Here is an 18,195-nt window from a genome sequence, read left to right as displayed (position 1 = left end):
TGGGGCGGTGGGGGTGCGTGACGGTGCTGCTGCTGTTCACAGCCGTGTGCTGCGCGGCTCCCGTCTCCAACGCGATCAGTGTGTTCGTCGCGCTGAGCACCGGGGGGCAGGGCGATGACGGGGGTATCGACGCGGGTGGCGCGGCGGACATCCCTTCCCGGATGCTGGCGGCGTACAAGAAGGCCGCCCAGCAGGTCAGTTCGTATGTGCCCAGGTGTCGGGGCATGCGCTGGCCGGTCCTTGCCGGGATCGCCAAGGTCGAGTCCAACCACGCCATCGGCAGGAACATCGCTGGCAACGGCGATATCCGTCCCAGGATCTACGGGGTGCTCCTGAACGGCTCCGGGGCCGGGGGCAACACCAGTGCCTTCGCCGACACCGACGGCGGCAGGTGGGACGGCACCGCGGCCGGGGAGCGGGCCGTCGGTCCGTTCCAGTTTCTGCCCTCTACCTGGGAAGGCGTCGGCAAGGACGCCAGTGGGGACAAGAAGGCTGATCCCCACAACGCGGACGACGCCGCGCTCGGCGCCGCCGTGTACCTGTGCGGTCGCGGCCGGGACCTGTCGGATCGGGCCCAGCTCAAGGCCGCGGTCCTCCAGTACAACCACTCCGGTGAGTACGTGGCCAACGTGGTGGGCTGGATCGACCAGTACACGGCCGCCTCCGCCAAGGGGCCAGCGCTGGAGGGCGTGTCCGGGAGGGTCCGCACCGTGATCGAGGCGGCCTTGGCCCAGAGGGGTGTGCCGTACTCGTGGGGCGGGGGCACCGCGAGCGGTGCGTCCTACGGCACCTGCTGCACCGACAGCGGGAAGAGCGGCGTGAATATCAAGGGCTTCGACTGCTCGGGCCTGGCCCTGTACGCGTATGCCCAGGCCGGAATCCGGCTGCCCCGCACGGCGGCCGCCCAGGCGGGCATGGGGCGGCGGATTCCCGCCAGGCTCGGCAAGGGCTTCCTGAAGCCCGGTGACCTCGTCTTCTACGCCTATGCACCGGGCATCGACTCCACGATCTACCACGTCGGGATCTATGTCGGTGGCGGTCAGATGGTCAACGCCGCCCGTCCGGGCACGCGCGTGCGTCTGGACGCGGTCGACGCGATGCCCGGATATGCGGGAGGTGCCCGGCTGCTGTGAACACCAACTTGCCTCGCTCGCCGCGAACTCTGCTGGCCGTCACCGCAGTCCTGTCCGTCGCCGGTGTCGTCCTTCTGGCCTTGCCGCACGGTGGGCCCGTGGACACAACGGCCCCGGCCCCACGGCCGGAGGTGACGGCCCCCGCTGTGCTGCCGGCTGTCCCCTCTCACAGCCCCGAAGCTGCGCGGCCGGACGCCGGCCGTGCTGGTGTGCCGGCGCGGCCGGCCGCGGCCTTGGAGCTGCCGCCGCGCGGCGAGGGCCCGGCGGGCGATGCCGCCGTCCAGGAGGTCCTGGACCATTCCTGGCCTCGTGACCTTCCTGCCGGTGCCGAGCGGCAGTTGCTTCCGGCCGGGCGGGATCTTCTGCGCGCGGACGCCACCGGGATGGGCCGGGCGAAGTGGCCCGGCGTCTTTCCCGGCTCCGGCCAGGCCGTGGCCCCGGCGTTCGGCACGGACCGGTTCCGTGTCCAGGCGGCGATCGCACGTCGTGACGGGGCGGGCGGCCGGGCGGTGGTCCACCTGGTGTGGGCCGGCGCCGACCGCGGCGGCACCTTCGCCGACGGCCGGATCAGCGACTGGTACTTCATCCGCACCGTTTCGAAGAAAGGAGTGTCCACGTGGACTCCTCAGCCCCGCACCTGACCCGCCATGCCTTCCACCTGGCATCGGGATCGTTGCCCGGCCTGTTCACCGAAGCCGTCCATGCCGCCGGGTGGGTCCTCACGTACTGGTACATGCTTGCGGCAGCCGCCCTCGTCCTTGGGGGCGTGGGCGAGATGGTGGTGCGCCGTCTGGCGCGAAAGGCGTCGGCCGAGCGGATGGCGCTGGAGCTGGAGCCCTCACGTCATTTCGACCCGGGTCTGGAGGAGATCTTCCGCCGGGGTGTGCAGCTGGCCCGGGCCTCGACGAGCATGCCGTGGTGGGCGCCGCGCCGTACGAAGTGCGTACAGATCCGGCTGCGTGCGGATGGGTCGAGTCCGCTGCGCTATCGCATCGAGGGCCCGGCCGGTGGTGAACGTCTGCTGTCGATCACACCGTTCGGTCCGCATGTCGCCGTGAGCCGGGCCCGTCCGATCGTCGACAAGCCCCGTGAGCACGTGGTGCGGGCGGAGTTCATCCTGCGTGGCAGGCCCGCTTCTGCGTTGCGCGAGGTTCCGCTGGACCCGGACCCGTTGCAGCCGCTCGTGGATGCTGTCTCCGACCTCCGTGCCGAGCTGGGTGACCTGGCCGAGATCCGGCTCGACATCCAGAGGGCTCCGAAGTGGGCGTTGCGGGCTCGCCGGCTGCAGCTGATGGCCGATGCCCGACGGTTGGAGCGGCGCGAGGCCCAGCGGGCCGCCCGCTGGATGCGTCAGGACGCGATGGGGATCGAGGACTCGCTCGCTGTGAATCTGCAGCAGCTGGTCAGTGGCCAGAGGGGTGGGGGCGGCCGCCGTCTGGTCATGCCGCCGGTTCCCCGCCGTGTGGATCCGGTGGTGGCGCTGGGGAAGCTCGCCGAGGACGACCACCTCGTGCGTGTGCAGCTGCTCGTGATAACTGCTTCGAACACGCAGGGCCGTGCGCATGCCCGGCTCGCCCAGATCCAGGCTGCGCTCGATGTGTTCGGCGGCAGGTCGCGGTGGGCGATGCGCGGGTGGAGTGTGGGGCCGTGGCGGTTCGGGGCCGACCGGTGGCCCAGTCGGCAGGGCTTCGAGCGGCGCTGGCAGCTGGGGCACTGTCAGCCGCCCCGCGCGAACTGGGTGCGTCTGGACGAGCTGACCGGCCTGCTCAAGCCGCCCACGGCGCACTGCCGCCTGCCGCTGCTCACCGGCGACCTGCCGAGCTTCGAGTTCGGGAATCCCGACCTGCTGCTGCAGGGCATCTACCGGGGTCCGGACGGGCGTCGGCGGCTGGTCGCCACGTACGCGAAGGAAACCCTGTTCGAGGTCGGTGTGGGCAAGGCCGGCGGGGGGAAGACCGAGCGTGCTCTGGCGCAGGCGGCCGGGTGGGCGCATGCCGGTGGCGGGCTGATGTTCGTCGATCCGCACCGCGACTCCTGGCCCCGCGCTCTACCGTTCCTGGCCCATGACCACCTCATGCAGCGGATCGCGCTGATCGATCTCAACGCGGGCGGGCCTTCTCCCCAGGTCAGTTCGTGGAATCCGCTCGGTATGCACCAGGGCCAGGCGGCGTTCGAGGTCGTCGAGGCCGTGACGGACGCGTACGCGGCGGTGCTCGGCTGGGACGACGCCGGCGCTCCGCGCGCGCTGACCATCTTCACCGCGTCCCTGGCGGTGCTGGTGGCCGTCAATGAGGCGGCCTGCCGGGCTGGTCGGCCCGAGGACCAGGCCACGATCTTCCATGTGAGGGCCCTGCTCACCGACCCGGGCTTTCGCACGGCCGCTCTGGCCGCGGTGGAGAGGCACCTCGATGAGGAGACCCGCTCGTGGTGGCGGGCTGTGTTCCCGACGCTGCCCGCCGATGCGTTCGCGGTCGTCCTCAACCCGATTGCCCGGCTGGCCGCGAACCCCGTCACCCGTGCCTTCCTCGGACAGGGTGCCGGTGTCTACAACATCCGCGCCGCGATGGACTCCCGGATGATCGTGTGGGTGTGTCCGGGCGGGAACGGTCCGACCGACCGGCTGATCACCGCACTGCTCGCCCGGGATCTGTTGCGCGCCGTGCGCTCGCGCCGTGACACTGCGGAGGAGCAGCGGGTGCCGTTTCGCGCGTACTTCGACGAGCTGATCACGCTGACCGGGGCGGCCCCGGAGACGATCGCCGCGATGTTCGAGGACTTCCGCAAGTACCGGGTTCAGGTCCACGGCATGACCCAGCTGCTGGCGCGTCTGCCCGCCTCTGTGCGGCTGTCGCTGGTCCAGAACGCCTCCACCCTGGCCTCTACCGCGGGTTCGCAGGCCGCTGTCGCCCCGATCACCGCGGAGTGGGGTGACCGGCCCGGCCCGGACGTCGTCGCCTCCCTGGACCGGTTCGAGCACTACATGTCGCTGACGGTGCGGGGGCGACGGGTCGGTCCGGTCCGGATCACCGGCCCGCACCTGGACGAGGTGTTCGCCGACTTCGCCCGCCCCGGCAGGGCACAGGCCCTTGAGCGGTCCGCCCGGGACGTGTCCGGTGCGGCGCCGCTGGAACGGCTCACGGCCCGGGCCGCCGAGCAGTTCGACCGTGTGAACAACTTCCTCGCCCAGCACTCACCTGCCACCACTTTGGCCGTACGGCTGTCGAAGAAGGGATACCAGTGACTACCGCTTTCGAGTTCGAGGCTCTGTCGTACGGGCACGTTCCGAGCCCGGTCGAGCCTCTGCCGCATCAGCTCCTGGCAGCACTCGGCCAGCACCGGATGGCGACCACCAGCCAGCTCCATGCGCTGCTGCGGCCGGACGCGACACGGCAGACGGTCTCTGCGCCGCTGAACAGGCTGCGCCACGAGGACCTGGTCGACTTCACGGTGCTGCCTCGGTCGAACCGGGCGCGCGCCTGGTTCTTGACGGGTGAGGGGGCCCGGCTGGTGAGGGACTTCCCCGCGCTGCGCGGCCGCCCGCCGTATCCGATCACTTCGGCGACGGCGGCGTCACTGAAGACCCCGCACACCCTCACGGTGGTCCGCACCCACGTGGCGTTCGTCTCCGACGCCCGGCGGCGCGGGGATGAGCACGGGCATCTGGACTGGACACCCGAGATGTCCCATCCGCTCAGTGATGGCGAGAGAGTCATCGCGGACGCGGTCATGCACTACACCCTCAGGGGTGAGGGGCAGGCTACGAAGCTGCGGGCGTTCGTCGAGGTCGACCGGGCGACCATGGCCAGTGAGCGGCTCGCGTCGAAGCTGATCGAGTACGCGCGGCTGTGGTCGTACGATCCGCAGCCTGTCGGCCGGCAGCGGCGGCAGTCCAATGTGCCCGGTGCTGTCTGGCTGCGCTGGTACCCCGTTTTCCCGCGGGTGCTGTTCGTGCTGACCGGGGCCTCGCGGTATGTCCTGGAGAGCCGGATCAGTGATCTGCAGGCGATGGTCGCGCAGCATCCGCTTGTGGGCGCGCTGGCTCGTGAGGTGCCGCTGGGCGCTGCGGTTCTGGAGGACCTTGAGGTTCGGGGGCCCTGTGGTGATGTGTGGGTGCCTCTGGGCGGTGGTGTGTCGCGGGCGTGGACCGCTCTGTGATCCGGGGCGCTGCTGCGGACCCGGGGCGGGAATCTCCGGCGGTCTCCCAAGAACAACTTGATCTTTGCTGTCACGAACGTGCAATTTACATCGCGTCACATGTGATCACTAGTCAGTGTGTAAGGACCACAGAGAAGTTTGGAGAACGAGATGTCGATGGTCACAGATACTGTTCGCACTCACGAAGCAGTTACGGCGACTGCCGGATGGCCCGTACGGGCGGAGGCGGTCTCACACATCGGGGAAGCCTGCGTGGTCCAGGGGAGCGGAGACTTCGATCTCGCCGACCTGGACGTGGTGCGCCGCCGGTTCCAGGGCCGCCATGTCAACCTCGACGGCGACGTGATCACGGTGTGGCCGCCGTCGCCACGGCCCGAACGAGTGGATTCCGCCGCGCTCGCGGCCGACACGGACGGCTGAAGCGCGGGTGACCTCACGGCACCGGCAGCTCCGGCGGGGTTCCGCGCCCCTGCGGTCGGAACGAGGGCCCGGCACCGTTTCCGCCCCGGCCGGACACGCCGGGCAGGCAGGCCGGGCAGGCAGGCCGGGCAGGCGGGCCGGGCAGGCAGGCCGGGCAGGCAGGCCGGGCAGGCAGGCCGGGCAGGCGGGCCGGGCAGGCGGGCCGGGCAGGCGGGCCGGGCAGGCGGGCCGGGCAGGCGAACGCACAGAAATACAAATCGGCAGCCGGTTACGAAAGTGACTGAATTATGCCCAAGTTGTGCGTGTGAACTCGCATATCACGCTTGAGGCATATGCGTAACCTGGCGGCTACGCACGAGCATCACCGCAGCTAAAACCGGTCACGGAACCGGATTTGGCACACGCGAAATCCGGACAGCGCACTCTCGCGCCGCGTCATACGGGGAGACAACGTGAAACACCTACCACGGCACCCGACCAGGACCGCATCCGTTCCCATCCGCACGTACGCGGGTGCGTTGCTGACCGCGTGCGCAGTCCTGACACTCAATGCCTGCGGCAGCAGCGACGACTCCGCGGCAAAACCGCCGAGCACGCCCCCGCCCAGCAGCAAGCCGGCCCAGGCGACCCCGTCCGTGAGCACAAACCCCCAGAAGGCCGACAAGGACGCGGTCCTCACCGTCTATGACCGCTTCTGGGAAGAGCAGACCAAGGCGTACGCGAAGGGCGACACCAAGGGAACCTCGTTCAGCCAGTACGCCGCGGCGGTCGCCCTGTCGAGCACCGAGGACGACCTGAAGGACCTCCGGTCCAAGGGCATCGTGACGACCGGTGCGCCGGCCCACGACACCACCGTCGACTCGGTCGAGACAGACAAGAAGGTGCCCCACGCGAAGTTGACCGACTGCATGGACAGCACCGGCTGGAAGTTCCAGTACCGCACTTCCGGCAAGCCGGTGCCGATGCCGTCTGAGCGGCTTCTGCGCTACGAGACGAAAGTCGAGGCAGAGAAATGGGGGAAGCAGTGGAAGATCGTCGACGTCGTTCCTCAGCAGAAGCCCTGCTGAGACACGCTCCGCTGTCGGTGGCCGCCGCCGTCCTGTTGTCGGTCCTCGCCCCGGATGCCTTCGCCGAGCCGCCCACGGGCGGCAGCTGCAACGGCGCGAGCAGGTGGGTGGTCTGCAAGGCCGACGACGGCTCGTCCGCCTCCGGGTCGCGCCCCCGGCCAGCGGGCAACGGCAGGGGCAAGCCCGGCAAGCCGGTCTGCACGGTGAAGAAGCTGGAGACACAGCCCCCCGAGGGCAGCTACTTCTGGGAAGGCAAGTCCGCCAAGGACGGGGCCGCGGTCTACCAGCGCACCTGCAGGAACGGGCCGAACGCGACGCCGGTCTACACCACCTTCGCAGCGGACGGTGGCGCACCAGCCATCGACCCCGAGGTCGTGGCGCAACAGGCGGTCAGCCGGATGAAGCTGTCCGGACCCAAGATCGCGAGCCCGCGCCCGGCCGGCAAGTACGTCGTCGGTGTGCCCACGTGGATGTGGGTGGAAAAGGGCCCCAGCACGTTCGGGCCGAACACCACGAGCGCTACAGCGGGCGGTGTCACCGTGACCGCCAGGGCCGAAGTCCTCCAGATCGTATGGCACATGGGCGACGGAGCCCAGGTGACTTGCGCCGGTCCGGGCACCGTATACGCGGCGAGGTACGGCCGGCAGGAGTCCCCGACCTGCGGGCACACCTACACCCGTACGTCGGCTTCCCAGGACGGGGAAAAGTTCACCGTGACCGCGACGGCCACCTGGTTGGTGGACTGGCAGGTGAACGGCGGCGGGGAGACGGGCCAGTTCACCGAGGTCAGGCAGTCCCAGGAACAGGTGGCCATCGGCGAACTGCAGGTCGTCCGTTAGCGCCGCTGAAAGGAACGAAGTTGAGCAAGATGCAAGAACGCATGGCCGTGCACAGCGGCGTGCCCCAGCAGAGTTCGGTGGCCGGTCCGGTGGCGCCGCCTCGGGTGTCCGCCCGGCGGCGGCGTCCGGGAATGATCGCTCTGTCACTGGCCCTGATCGCCGTCGGTGGTGCCGGCGTTGCGGTACTGCTGCTCCAGGCCGGCCACCGTACGCAGGTGGTGACGGTGGTGAGGGACGTCCAGGTCGGGCAGGGACTCACCGCGCAGGACCTGGGCAAGGCGTCGGTCGCCCTGGACCCGACGGTGAAGGCGGTGCGCGCCGACGACCTGAACTCGCTGATCGGCAAGCGGGCGGCCGTGGAGCTCAGGCCCGGGTCGCTGCTGGCGCCGTCGCAGGTGACAAAGGACTTCCTCGTCAGGGCCGGCGAGCAGCTCGTCCCGATCGGGCTCAAGGCTGAGCAGGTGCCCGCCACCGCGCTGGTGCCCGGGCAGAAGGTCCAGCTGGTGCAAGTGCCGGCGCAGGGCGCCGTGGACACGGGCAAGGCTCCTGGTACGGCGCCGCGGACCATCGCGGGGCGGGTGGTGAAGGCGTCGAAGTCCGCCCCTGGAACAGGGGGTGTGGTCGTCGATGTCGCCACGTCCAAGGACGACGGCGCCACCGCCGCTGCGTGGGTGGCGGCCGGGACGCTGCGCCTGGTGCTCGATGCCCCGGACGGCCGCTGATGGCCGTCATCGCGCTGGCCGGGTGCAGCGGGGCACCCGGTGTGACCACCAGCGCCCTGGCGCTGCTGCTGTCGTGGCCGCTGGAGCCGGGGCGGCGGATGATCCTTGCCGAGTGCGACCCCGACGGCAGTGCCGTGCTGCACGGCCTGCTGCAGGGCACCCTCGGGGATCTGTACGGACTGCGGAACCTGTCGGTCGCGGCCCGCCAGGGCGAGATCGGCGAGGCGTTCTGGCGGCAGCTGATCGACCTGAGCAGTGAGGACGGCAAGAAGGAGTCGCCGCGCGAACGGCTGCTGCTGCCCGGGATAACCGATCCAGGTCAGGCCCCGAGCCTGAGCCCGGTGTGGAAGGCACTGGCGCTGATGTTCCGCGGCATCGACGCGGACCACGGCCACGACGTCCTGGTCGACCTCGGCCGGCGCGGCGCTGTCGGCCCCTCCGGCGTGCTGGCCGAGCAGGCGGACACCGTGCTCGTGGTGGTGCGCAACACCCTGCGCTGCCTGCAGGCCGCACAGGGCCGGGTGAGCGAGCTGGAGGAACGGATCGGGGATGTCGGACTGATCGTGATCGACGAAGGGCCCTACCCCGCGGGTGAGGTACAGCGGGTACTGCGGGCGCCGGTCGTGGCAACGCTGCCGTACACGCCGAAGGACGCACGGGTGCTGTCCGACGGGGCCGACCATCCTCGCCACTTCACGAAGTCGCCCCTGATGAAGGCGGCACGCAATACGAGCACGGTGCTGGCCCAGCGGGCAGCGCTGCGCCGGGCCCGGCTCGATCCGCGCGGCAGGCCGTCGGGAGAGACGGAGGTTTCCCATGCGCGGTAGGCCGCTGCACGCCGACCCCAGGGTGGCTCCGCCGCCCGGCCGCCCCCTCCAGGTCCGGCCCCAGCACATGGGCGGCGACCGTGCCGGGGCCGCTTCCAGCGCCCAGGCTCTAGGACCGGCGGCGCCCCGGATCACCGTCGACTACCAAAGGGCCCGGCACATCGCGGCCCAGGTCGCCAAACAGCGCGAGGAGCTCCTCAAGAGCGCGCCGGACATGGACCGGGCCAGTGAGGAACAGCGTTGCCTGGATTGGATCACCGAAGCGGTCGCAGTGTGGTCGGACGCCACGGCGATGAGCCCGCAGGAGGACGAGGCCCTGCGGCGCGCCGTCTACGACCTGCTCTACCGGGCGGGCCGGCTCCAGCCGTATCTGGATGACGACCGGGTCGAGGACATCATCATCCAGGGCCCCAACGAGGTGTGGCTCGACTACGGCGACGGCGCGCGGCGCATGGTCGGCCCGGTCGCGGACTCGGAGGAGGAGCTCCTGGAGCTGCTGCGCGAGCTGGCGCGCAGTTCCGGGCAGAACGAACGCACGATCTCGACGGCGAATCCCACCCTCGCCCTGTCGATGCAGGACGGCTCGCGTCTTCAGGCGATCACCGGGCTGGGGCCGATGACGTACGCGGTCATCCGCCGGCACCGGGTCTCCCATGCCGGGCTCGACGACCTCGTCCAACTGGGCACGATCGATCCGGTCCTGCGGGAGTTCCTGGGTGCGTGCGTCCGCGCCGAGAAGAACGTCATGATCGCGGGGAAGCAGAAGGCGGGGAAGACGACGCTGCTGCGGGCCATGCTGCGGGAGTTCGACCCGGAGTGCCGGTTCGCCACCATCCAGACCGAGGACGAGCTCTTCGCCCACGACAACGGGTATCACCGCCAGGTCGTCTCCCTGGTCGGCCGCGAGTCCAACGGCGAGAAGGACGCCACCGGCCGCGGTGCTGGTGAAGTCACGCTCCTGGACCTGATGCACCCCGCGCTGCGGATGTCGCTGGAGCGGATCGTGGTCGGCGAGGTACGCGGCCCCGAAGTCGTCGCGATGATGCAGGCCCTGACGAACGGGTCCGGCGGAAATCTCTGCACCATCCATGCACGGCGCCCCGACATCATCTTCGACCGGATCGCCGAACTGTACGCGCTGGCCCAGGGAAACCTGTCCGAGCAGCTCGCCTACCGGCAGACCGCCAACGGTCTCGACTTCATCGTGTACGTCGACATGACGGACGAGACGCAGATCGGCGGCCGCCGTCACCGCTACGTCTCCCACGTCCTGGAGCTCACCGGGATCGGGGAATCGGGACGGCCGGCCACCAACGAGATCTTCTCCCCCGGTTCCGAGTACGGGGAGCTGCGCGCGGTGCCCCGGATGGATCCGGGCTGTATCGACGACCTGCGCCGTGTGGAGTTCGACTCCGCGCTGCTGCAGCACTTCTGCGGGGCGTGGCCCGCACCGCTGGAGCTGAAGGTGGGGGCCGGCCGGTGATCCTGTTGTGGGCGTTGCTGTCCGGCATGGCGGTCACCGGTGGTCTGATCGGGGTCGTCGCCGGGCTGCTCGAGACAACGGCACCGCGCCGGGCTCCCCTGTGGCAGCGGTGGAAGGCATCGCGTGCGGGCGGGGTCCAGTCAGAGGAGGTACGGCTACGCAGGCAGGCCATGGCCGTCGTGGGAGCTGTGCTCTTCGTGGCCGTGTGGCTGGTCTCGGGAAACTTCGTCGCGGGCGCGCTGATCGGTGTGGCCGTGGTCGGTGTGCCGTGGCTGATCACCCCGGCGCAGATGGCGAAGGACCGCATCGGGCAGCTGGAGGCCCTGAGCGAGTGGACCCAGCGGCTGGCCGGTCTGCTCCGGCTGGGCATGGGCCTGGAACAGGCGGTGATCACCAGCCGTCAGGGGGCGCCGGAGGAACTCGCGGTGCAGATCGTAACCCTGTCCGACCGGCTGCGGCTGGGCTGGCGGCCGGAGGAAGCCTTGCGGGCTTTCGGTGACGAGCTGGACGACGTCACTGCGGACAAGGTGCTCGCCGCGCTCGTTCTGTCGGTCAATGACCGTGGCCCGGGCCTGGCTCAGGCGCTGGAGGACCTCGCCGGCACGGTGCGTGACGAGGTCGCCCGCAAACGTGTCGTCGAGTCCGACCGCGCCAAACCGCGCACGACGGTGCGGTGGATGACCTTCATGATTCTCGGGATCGTGATCGCCGGGTTCTTCGTACCGTCCTACACGAGGCCGTACTCCACACTGCTCGGGCAGCTGGTGCTCGCCCTCCTGACAGCCGGATTCGTCGGGGTTCTCGCGCTGATGCGGCAGCTCGGCGAGTTCCGCCGCATCCCGCGTTTCCTGGTCACCGACCCGTCCAGCACGGTCCGCCTCCCCGAGCGTGCGACTGCCAATCCAGGCTTGTCGGTCGCCGGCCGTGAGCCGGAAGGAGTCAGCTCATGAACCTGTTTCCCGTGGTCGTGACCGGTGGTGCCGTCGGTGCCGGCGTCTCCCTGCTGGTACGGGAGCTGATGCGCCCGCAACCCGCCCTGGCCCCGGCTCTCGCGCGCAGTGCCCCAGCCGCACTGAGCATGCCGGAGCCGGAGCTGGACCGTGAGGAGCGGTGGGGACGGTGGCTGCTGGCCCGGCTTGAGCGTGTGCCCGGCGTCCGGATCCCGGCCAAGAACCTGGCCCTGGTCGGGCAGGGTCCGGGACAGTTCATGCTCAAGAAGACCGCGTTCGCCGCACTCGGTCTGCTCTGCCCCGTGATCGCCACGATCCCGTGGATCCTCGCCGGCGTCTCCCTGCCGTTCTACGTACCGGCCGCGGTCGGGCTCGTGGTGGCGCTGCTGCTGTTCGTGACACCCGATCTCTCGGTGCGGGACCAGGCGAAGCGAGCCCGTGAGGAGTTCGCGCACGCCCTGTCCGCCTACCTGGACCTGGTCGCGCTCAAGCGGGCCGCGGACGCCGGACCGGCCGAGGCACTGGAGAAGGCCGCCGAAGTCGGGCGCGGCTGGCCGTTCCTGTACTTGCAAGGGGCGCTGCGCCGGGCCCGGCTGGAGAAGATCCCGCCGTACCAGGCCCTGACCGAACTCGCTGCCGAGTACGACCTGCCGGTGCTGGACGACGTCGCCGACATCATGCGCGGCTCGGCAACCGACGGCGCCGCCGTCTACAAGGCGCTGCGCGCCCGGACGGCTGCGCTCAACGCCGAGTTGCTGGCCGATCAGGCCGCTGAGGCCAACGCCGCCAGCGAGAAGATGACCGCGCCCGGAGCCCTGCTCGCCGTCCTGGTCATGCTGCTGATGGCGTTCCCTGCGGTGATCCGCATGCTAACCATCTGATTCACCTGCACTCATTCAACTTATCTGAGAGGTAAGCGTCATGAGACACACCGCCCTGTCCCTGAGCCGCCGTGCGGTGATCCGTCTTACAGCACGGATGAGAGCGGGCACGGATGAGGTGTCGCGCCGGCCGGACCGCGGCGACATCAGCACGACCACCGTCATCATCTGGGTCGCCGCCGTCACCGGCGCCGTGCTGATCGCCGGGAGCATCGCCCTGGTCGTCGCCAAGTACAACGCCCAGCTGTCCGGACTGTGATGCCGCCCGTGGCGGGGCCAAGGGGCTGGTGGGAAGCCCGGCGGTGGAGCGACGACCGGGGAGACACCGCCATTCAGACGGCCATCATCTTCCCGCTCGCGGTGATCGTGGCATTCGCAGTGATTCAGGGCTCCATGTGGTACTACGCCCGGCAGATCGCGCTGACCGCAGCCCGGGAAGGCGCCACCGCCGCCCGCTCGAACCAGGCGAGTCCGGCCGACGGCTCGGCCCAGGCCAAGGACGTGCTGCTACGCACGGCGGGCGACAGCCTGCTCGACTACAGCGTTTCCGCGAGCGGCGACGGCCAGCGGGTGCGTGTTCAGGTGTCCGGCACCGCCCAGTCGATGATCCCGGGCGTCTCCGGGCTGCGGATAACACAGGTGGCGTCCGGCCCCGTGGAGAGATTCACCGTTCCAGGAGAGTGAACCCCGTGCGAATCAGGGCCTGGTGGTCCCGCAGCGTCCGGCGCGACGACGGAAGCGCCGCGGTCGAGGCTGCCATCGTTCTCCCGCCGCTGATCATGTTCCTGTGTCTGGCTCTCGCGGGCGGCCGCATCGTCACCTCCGGAGCGAAGATCGACTCCGCAGCCGAGGACGCGGCACGGGAGGCGTCCATCCACCGCACCGCAGCCTTCGCCCAGAGCGCCGCGCAAGCGGCGGCAGCCGAGTCACTGGACGACCAGGGCATCAAGTGCGCCTCCACGGGCGTCCGCATCAGCACAGGCGGCCTCAGCGTGCCAGTGGGGCAGATCGGGACGGTCACCGCGACCGTGACCTGCACGGTCAATCTGTCCGACCTGCTGCTGCCCGGCGTTCCGGGTGCCCGGACCCTCACATCGACCGCCACGTCCGTGGTCGACCAGTACAGACAGCGGGGTGACTGATGATCAACTGCTGGATGCGCCGGCGCCGTGACCAGATGGACGACCGCGGTGGCATCGCCGTATTCGTCGCCATCTGCGCAATCGCCCTGATCGGCATCATCGGCATCGCCGTCGACGGCGGCGGCAAGATGCGCACCGTCGAGCGCGCCGACTACCTCGCCGGGGAAGCCGCCCGCGCCGGCGGACAGGCCATCGACCCGGCCCAGGCCGTCACCGGCCAGGCCATCGTCGTCGACCCCCAGGCCGCGGCCGCGGCCGCGCAGGCCTACCTGCACTCCGCTGGCGCCAGCGGATCGGTCAGCGTCTCCGGAAACGGCAAGACCCTCACCGTCACCGTCAACGGCTCGTACGACACCAGGTTCCTGTCCGTGGCCGGGATCGGCAGTCTCTCGGTCACCGGCCACGGCAAGGCAACCCTCCTGAACGGCGTCACCGCTCCCGAAGGAAACTGATGCGCACCACCCACTCCCCCGACGGCTCCCTCGCAGCCCGGGTACTCAAAGCGCTGGGCAGTCTGCTGGTCCTGGCGGGCGCGGTCGGCGGCCTGCCACTGCTGCTGGCCTGGGTCACACCGGTCATCTGGGCAGCCGGCCACGACGATCTGGCGCACCTGCTGGACCGGCAGGACACCGGAACGGCACTGTTGCTGCTGCTCGTCGCGGGGGGCTGGATCGGGTGGGCCCAGTTCACGTTCTGCGCCGTGCGGGAGCTGATCGCGCAGCTGCACGACCGGACATGGCACGCGCCCCGCGGCCTGGGCTCCTCGCAGCGCGCCGCGGCCGCCCTGATCGGCGGCATCCTGGTGCTGCTGCCCACCAGTTCAGCTCTGGCTTCCCCGGCCACGGCTGCCCCCACAGCCAGCGCCGTCCACGTCCCCGGGCAGGCCCAGCAGCACGGCGCCGGACTGGATCAGTCACTGACATCCCGCGCAGGAACGGACTCCGCAAAGGCAACGGCGGACGCGCTGCGGGAGGTACGGGCGGGTGAGAGTCTGTGGAGCATCGCCGAGAAGGACCTGGGTGACGGTGAGCAGTGGCGGGAGATCGCCGCGCTGAACGACGGCCAGACCATGCCCGACGGGCAGGTCTTCAGGTCGAACAGTTTTCTGCAGCCCGGCTGGACGCTGCGGATGCCGCAGCAGTTCAAAACCGCTGCCCCGGAGGGAACCCGGTCAGAAGGAACGAGCACGCAGCTCGGTGAGCGGGAACCGGCACGGGCCGGGGGCGGCGAGAGGGTGGTCACCGTCGTCACGGGCGACAACCTGACGAAGATCGCCGAGAAGGAGCTCGGTGACGGCAACCAGTGGCCCAAGCTCTTTGCCGCCAGCCAGGGCAAGCCCCAGCCCGACGGCCTTCCCCAGCTCACCGACCCGGACATGATCTACGCCGGACAGCAAGTCGCCGTGCCCGCCGCCCCGTCCGGCCGGCACGACCGGACCCCGGACAACCAAGCCGACGAGAACCCGGACAGCCGGTCCCACACACCCCCGGCCACCGAGGACCCGCAGGGCGAGCCGGACAAGGACGACGCCCCGGCCCCGAAGCCGGACAAGACCACCGACCACCCCGCGCCCGAGGCCTCCCCGTCCAGCACCACCCCCGCCCGCCCAGGCAACGCGACCACGGGCCCCTCCCCGCAGGCCAGCCACAGCGAGACCAGCGCCGTACCCCCTGCGGCAACCCGCCCCAGCCCCTCCGGGTCGGCCACACCCTCCAAACCCGCCGCATCCCCTGCCGCCTCCCCCACCACGGCCGACCGCCCGCTCCAGCTGCACACCGCAGCAGGAGCCGGCGCACTCCTGGCCGCCGCGATCACCGGAGCACTCGCGGTACGGCGCGTACTGCAGCGCCGCCGCCGCAAGCCCGGCGAGAAGATCGTCATCGCTTCCGAGACCTCTCCCTCGGAGGCGCAACTCGCGGCAGCCGCCGAGCCCGGCGGCGCCACCCGCCTGGACCGTTCCCTGCGCACCCTGGCCCACGCCGCCGGCCAGAACGGCGAGGAGACGCCCCTGCTGCGGGCCGCCCGGATCGGTGCCCGCTCGCTGGAGATTCTGCCGGAGGACCTCGCCCGGGAACCGCAGGCACCGTTCACCGCAGGGCAGGCCGGATGGTGGCGACTTCCCGACAAGGCCGAGCTCCTGGACGAGGACGAGGCACGCGACGTACCGGCGCCGTACCCCGGTCTGGTCACCGTGGGCAGCACCGAGTCCGGCGACCTCGTCCTCGCCAACCTGGCCCAGCTGCCCGCCGTGCTGCTGGACGGCAACCCGGTCCACATCATCGAGGTCTGCACGTCGCTGGCCCTGGAACTCGGGATGAGCCCGTGGGCCCCCGACATCGAAGTAGTCACCATCGGCTTCGGAGAAGACCTCCCGCAGCTCCTGCCGACCTCCCGGATCGCGCATATGCGACAGCCCGCGCACGCTCTGCGGGATCTGGCCGAACGGCTGCTGGAAGCACACCAGATGCCCAAGACCGCGCACCAGCCCTACCTGCTGCTGTGCGCGACCGTCATGGACGCGGACACAGCCTGGCAGTTCGCCGAAGCCATCGACAAAGCAGGCCGACTCCCCGTCACCCTGATCGCGCCGGCGAGCACCGCAGCGGCCCACTTCCCCGAAGCCGAAATCCTCAACGCCTCCCTCAGCACACCCCAGCACTTCGACCACCTCGGGACCGAGATCACGGTGCAGCGCCTGGAACACGCCGCCTACCAGCAGATCACCGCAGCACTCACGCTGTCCGGCCAGCCCGCCGAGGAAGCCGAAGGCCCCTGGCAGGAAGTCCCGGACGAAACCTGCGAGCAGCCGCCCGCAGACCCCGCACTTCCAGAAGCCGGCGAGGAAGACGCCGCACCCGCACCAGTCCCCTCCACCACCAACGACGGCGGCGGCGAGGTGTTCCCGGCGCTACTGGCCGCCTCCGCCGGTCCGTCCGCGCTACGCCTCCTGTCCCCCGCCCCAGACCGTGGCCAGACAGGCAACGAGCCGCAGAACCCGCCCCCCGCCAAGACACCGGAGACCGATCCGGCAGCCCCCGAAGCCGCGCAGGCACCGCACCCCGCGCCCCAGGAAGCCGTGCACACGACGGCCAGCGACCGGGAATCGGACACACATGACCTGACCGCACCCGAGATCCGGGTACTGGGCCCGGTGGAAGTGGACCGGGTCGGCACCACCGGCCACGGCCCGCGCACCGCCCAGCTCGCCGCGCTCATGTTCTTCCGCCCCGGCCGGACCGCCGACGTGCTGTGCGCCGACATGGACCCGCTCACCCCCTGGTCCGCAGCCACCCTCAACGCCCGGCTCCAGGGACTGCGCCACGCCCTGGGCAACGACGCCGCCGGCAACGCCTACGTACCCCGCCGACGCCGCGGCGACGACCCCTACCTCCTCGCCCCCGCAGTTCGCTGCGACTGGACCCGGTTCCTCCATCTCGCCGAACGCGCCCTCCCCCAGGCGGCGGCCGGCCTGCCCGACCTGGAAAAGGCCCTGTCACTCGTCCGCGGCCGCCCCTTCGGCACCCGGCCGATGCCATGGGCCGAGCCCTACCAGCAGGAGATGATCACGCGGATCATCGACGTCGCGCACACCGTGGCGACCTACCGCACCGCCACAGGCCCCCACCACGACCTCGGCGCCGCCCGGCAGGCCATAGTGACCGGCCTCGAAGTCGACGAGACCGCCGAACTGCTGTACCGCGACTGGATGCGGATCGAATCAGCGGCCGGGAACCGGTCGGGGGTGCATATGGCGGTTTCCCGTGTCCAGCAGGTCAACCGGGCACTGGACTGCGACCTGGAACTGGAGACCGAGCAACTGATCAATGAGCTCCTCAACAACTCCGGCTCGAAACTCCCCAAAGCGGGGTGCCAGTAGGACCGTGTAACCAGCAGCGAGCCACGGGGCTACTCCGCCGTGTCGCAGGCTGAAGCAGTTCGACTGCAGCCGTCACACCGGCGAGTTCGTGCAAAAGTCGGTGCCCACCAAGTTCTTGAGCACGCGGACTGTTTGGCACGGTCTCTCGTGCGTGATCCGGCCGAGCTATCTACGGACTGCCTGCTGATCTTGCTCAGAAATCAGCCGGTTCCCCTCGAACGCGGCTACGGCACCCACCACATCACCCGCCTGGCCCCCCGTTACCTAATTCGTTGCTCCGCAATGGGGCCTCCGGCCTTCGGGTCCGGCATGGCTTCCCCCCCTTGTTGTGGTTGCTGACAATGCCGTTGCTTTTACGAGCTGGTGCGTGATTGCATTGGAGACGTGGGGGCCTGAGCTGGGAGTTTGTGTCAGCTGGTGGTGTTGCGGTCGGAGACGAGGCCGGCGATGGCCCGGTAGGTGACGGGCAGGGTCTCCCGGCGGTGGGTCCAGCGGACCAGTTGCTTCCAGCGTTTGTGATCGGCGAGGGCGTGTTCGACGGTGATGCGCTTCGAGGAGTGCCGGTGTCGGGCTCGTAGGCGGGCTTCGAGGACCTCGGGCGGGCTGATCCTGTTTCCCTTCCTGGGTGGGGTCACCGCCTGGCCGGGATGGTCGCGGCGGAGCCCGAGGCAGCCGTCGTCCAGGAGGACCTCCACGTCG

The 18,195-nt window shown here is 70.2% G+C and carries 17 protein-coding genes and 1 pseudogene; 17 read left to right on the top strand and 1 reads right to left on the bottom strand.

Annotation, left to right across the window (positions count from 1 at the left end; all coding sequences use genetic code 11):
• Positions 1 to 17: 17 nt before the first annotated feature.
• The 17 genes from ACWCPY_RS35415 (at position 18) to ACWCPY_RS35335 (ending at position 17,496) form a co-directional block, all read left to right on the top strand.
• Positions 18 to 1,133 (top strand): C40 family peptidase, encoded by a 1,116-nt coding sequence (locus ACWCPY_RS35415; protein ID WP_451272039.1) that lies wholly within the window; start codon positions 18 to 20, stop codon positions 1,131 to 1,133.
• Positions 1,134 to 1,342: 209 nt separating this feature from the next.
• Positions 1,343 to 1,774 (top strand): hypothetical protein, encoded by a 432-nt coding sequence (locus ACWCPY_RS35410; RefSeq protein ID WP_451272037.1) that lies wholly within the window; start codon positions 1,343 to 1,345, stop codon positions 1,772 to 1,774.
• Complete coding sequence (locus ACWCPY_RS35405) at positions 1,750 to 4,374, top strand: ATP/GTP-binding protein (protein ID WP_451272035.1); 2,625 nt, start codon at positions 1,750 to 1,752, stop codon at positions 4,372 to 4,374. Before ACWCPY_RS35410 ends, ACWCPY_RS35405 begins: the two co-directional genes overlap by 25 nt.
• Complete coding sequence (locus ACWCPY_RS35400; RefSeq protein ID WP_451272033.1) at positions 4,371 to 5,288, top strand: replication-relaxation family protein; 918 nt, start codon at positions 4,371 to 4,373, stop codon at positions 5,286 to 5,288. The genes ACWCPY_RS35405 and ACWCPY_RS35400 overlap by 4 nt, the downstream gene beginning before the upstream one ends.
• Before the next feature lie 252 nt (positions 5,289 to 5,540).
• On the top strand, positions 5,541 to 5,708 hold the full coding sequence (locus ACWCPY_RS35395; protein ID WP_451272031.1) for a hypothetical protein: 168 nt from the start codon (positions 5,541 to 5,543) through the stop codon (positions 5,706 to 5,708).
• Positions 5,709 to 6,343: 635 nt separating this feature from the next.
• The gene (locus ACWCPY_RS35390) at positions 6,344 to 6,775 is read left to right on the top strand and encodes a hypothetical protein (RefSeq protein WP_451272029.1); all 432 of its coding nucleotides are present in this window, start codon (positions 6,344 to 6,346) and stop codon (positions 6,773 to 6,775) included.
• Positions 6,776 to 6,792: 17 nt separating this feature from the next.
• Positions 6,793 to 7,614 carry an ATP/GTP-binding protein gene (locus ACWCPY_RS35385; RefSeq protein ID WP_451272027.1) on the top strand — a complete coding sequence of 274 codons (822 nt, stop codon included), beginning with the start codon at positions 6,793 to 6,795 and terminating at the stop codon, positions 7,612 to 7,614.
• 20 nt (positions 7,615 to 7,634) lie between these two features.
• Complete coding sequence (locus ACWCPY_RS35380) at positions 7,635 to 8,336, top strand: SAF domain-containing protein (RefSeq protein ID WP_451272025.1); 702 nt, start codon at positions 7,635 to 7,637, stop codon at positions 8,334 to 8,336.
• Positions 8,336 to 9,163 (top strand): hypothetical protein, encoded by an 828-nt coding sequence (locus ACWCPY_RS35375; RefSeq protein ID WP_451272023.1) that lies wholly within the window; start codon positions 8,336 to 8,338, stop codon positions 9,161 to 9,163. The genes ACWCPY_RS35380 and ACWCPY_RS35375 overlap by 1 nt, the downstream gene beginning before the upstream one ends.
• Entirely contained in the window at positions 9,153 to 10,646 is a 1,494-nt protein-coding gene (locus ACWCPY_RS35370) for a CpaF family protein (protein ID WP_451272021.1), read from the top strand. The genes ACWCPY_RS35375 and ACWCPY_RS35370 overlap by 11 nt, the downstream gene beginning before the upstream one ends.
• A complete protein-coding gene (locus ACWCPY_RS35365) occupies positions 10,643 to 11,596 on the top strand; it encodes a type II secretion system F family protein (protein ID WP_451272019.1) in 954 nt (317 codons plus the stop codon). The genes ACWCPY_RS35370 and ACWCPY_RS35365 overlap by 4 nt, the downstream gene beginning before the upstream one ends.
• Positions 11,593 to 12,477 (top strand): type II secretion system F family protein, encoded by an 885-nt coding sequence (locus ACWCPY_RS35360; protein WP_451272017.1) that lies wholly within the window; start codon positions 11,593 to 11,595, stop codon positions 12,475 to 12,477. The genes ACWCPY_RS35365 and ACWCPY_RS35360 overlap by 4 nt, the downstream gene beginning before the upstream one ends.
• Before the next feature lie 40 nt (positions 12,478 to 12,517).
• The gene (locus tag ACWCPY_RS35355) at positions 12,518 to 12,736 is read left to right on the top strand and encodes a hypothetical protein (protein ID WP_451272015.1); all 219 of its coding nucleotides are present in this window, start codon (positions 12,518 to 12,520) and stop codon (positions 12,734 to 12,736) included.
• An 8-nt stretch (positions 12,737 to 12,744) separates the two neighbouring features.
• The gene (locus tag ACWCPY_RS35350; protein WP_451272013.1) at positions 12,745 to 13,161 is read left to right on the top strand and encodes a TadE/TadG family type IV pilus assembly protein; all 417 of its coding nucleotides are present in this window, start codon (positions 12,745 to 12,747) and stop codon (positions 13,159 to 13,161) included.
• Positions 13,162 to 13,166: 5 nt separating this feature from the next.
• The gene (locus ACWCPY_RS35345) at positions 13,167 to 13,619 is read left to right on the top strand and encodes a TadE/TadG family type IV pilus assembly protein (protein ID WP_451272011.1); all 453 of its coding nucleotides are present in this window, start codon (positions 13,167 to 13,169) and stop codon (positions 13,617 to 13,619) included.
• Between the two features lie 14 nt (positions 13,620 to 13,633).
• On the top strand, positions 13,634 to 14,071 hold the full coding sequence (locus ACWCPY_RS35340; RefSeq protein ID WP_451272009.1) for a pilus assembly protein TadG-related protein: 438 nt from the start codon (positions 13,634 to 13,636) through the stop codon (positions 14,069 to 14,071).
• Positions 14,071 to 17,496 carry a LysM peptidoglycan-binding domain-containing protein gene (locus ACWCPY_RS35335; RefSeq protein ID WP_451272007.1) on the top strand — a complete coding sequence of 1,142 codons (3,426 nt, stop codon included), beginning with the start codon at positions 14,071 to 14,073 and terminating at the stop codon, positions 17,494 to 17,496. The genes ACWCPY_RS35340 and ACWCPY_RS35335 overlap by 1 nt, the downstream gene beginning before the upstream one ends.
• A 410-nt stretch (positions 17,497 to 17,906) precedes the next feature.
• Here the strand turns inward: ACWCPY_RS35335 and ACWCPY_RS35330 are convergent.
• Positions 17,907 to 18,195: pseudogene (locus ACWCPY_RS35330) on the bottom strand (transposase family protein); the annotation flags it as partial.

It is taken from the genome of Streptomyces sp. NPDC002403 (assembly GCF_053593015.1).
The sequence above is the reverse complement of the archived record's forward strand: the minus strand, read 5'-3'. Positions and strand labels throughout refer to the sequence as shown.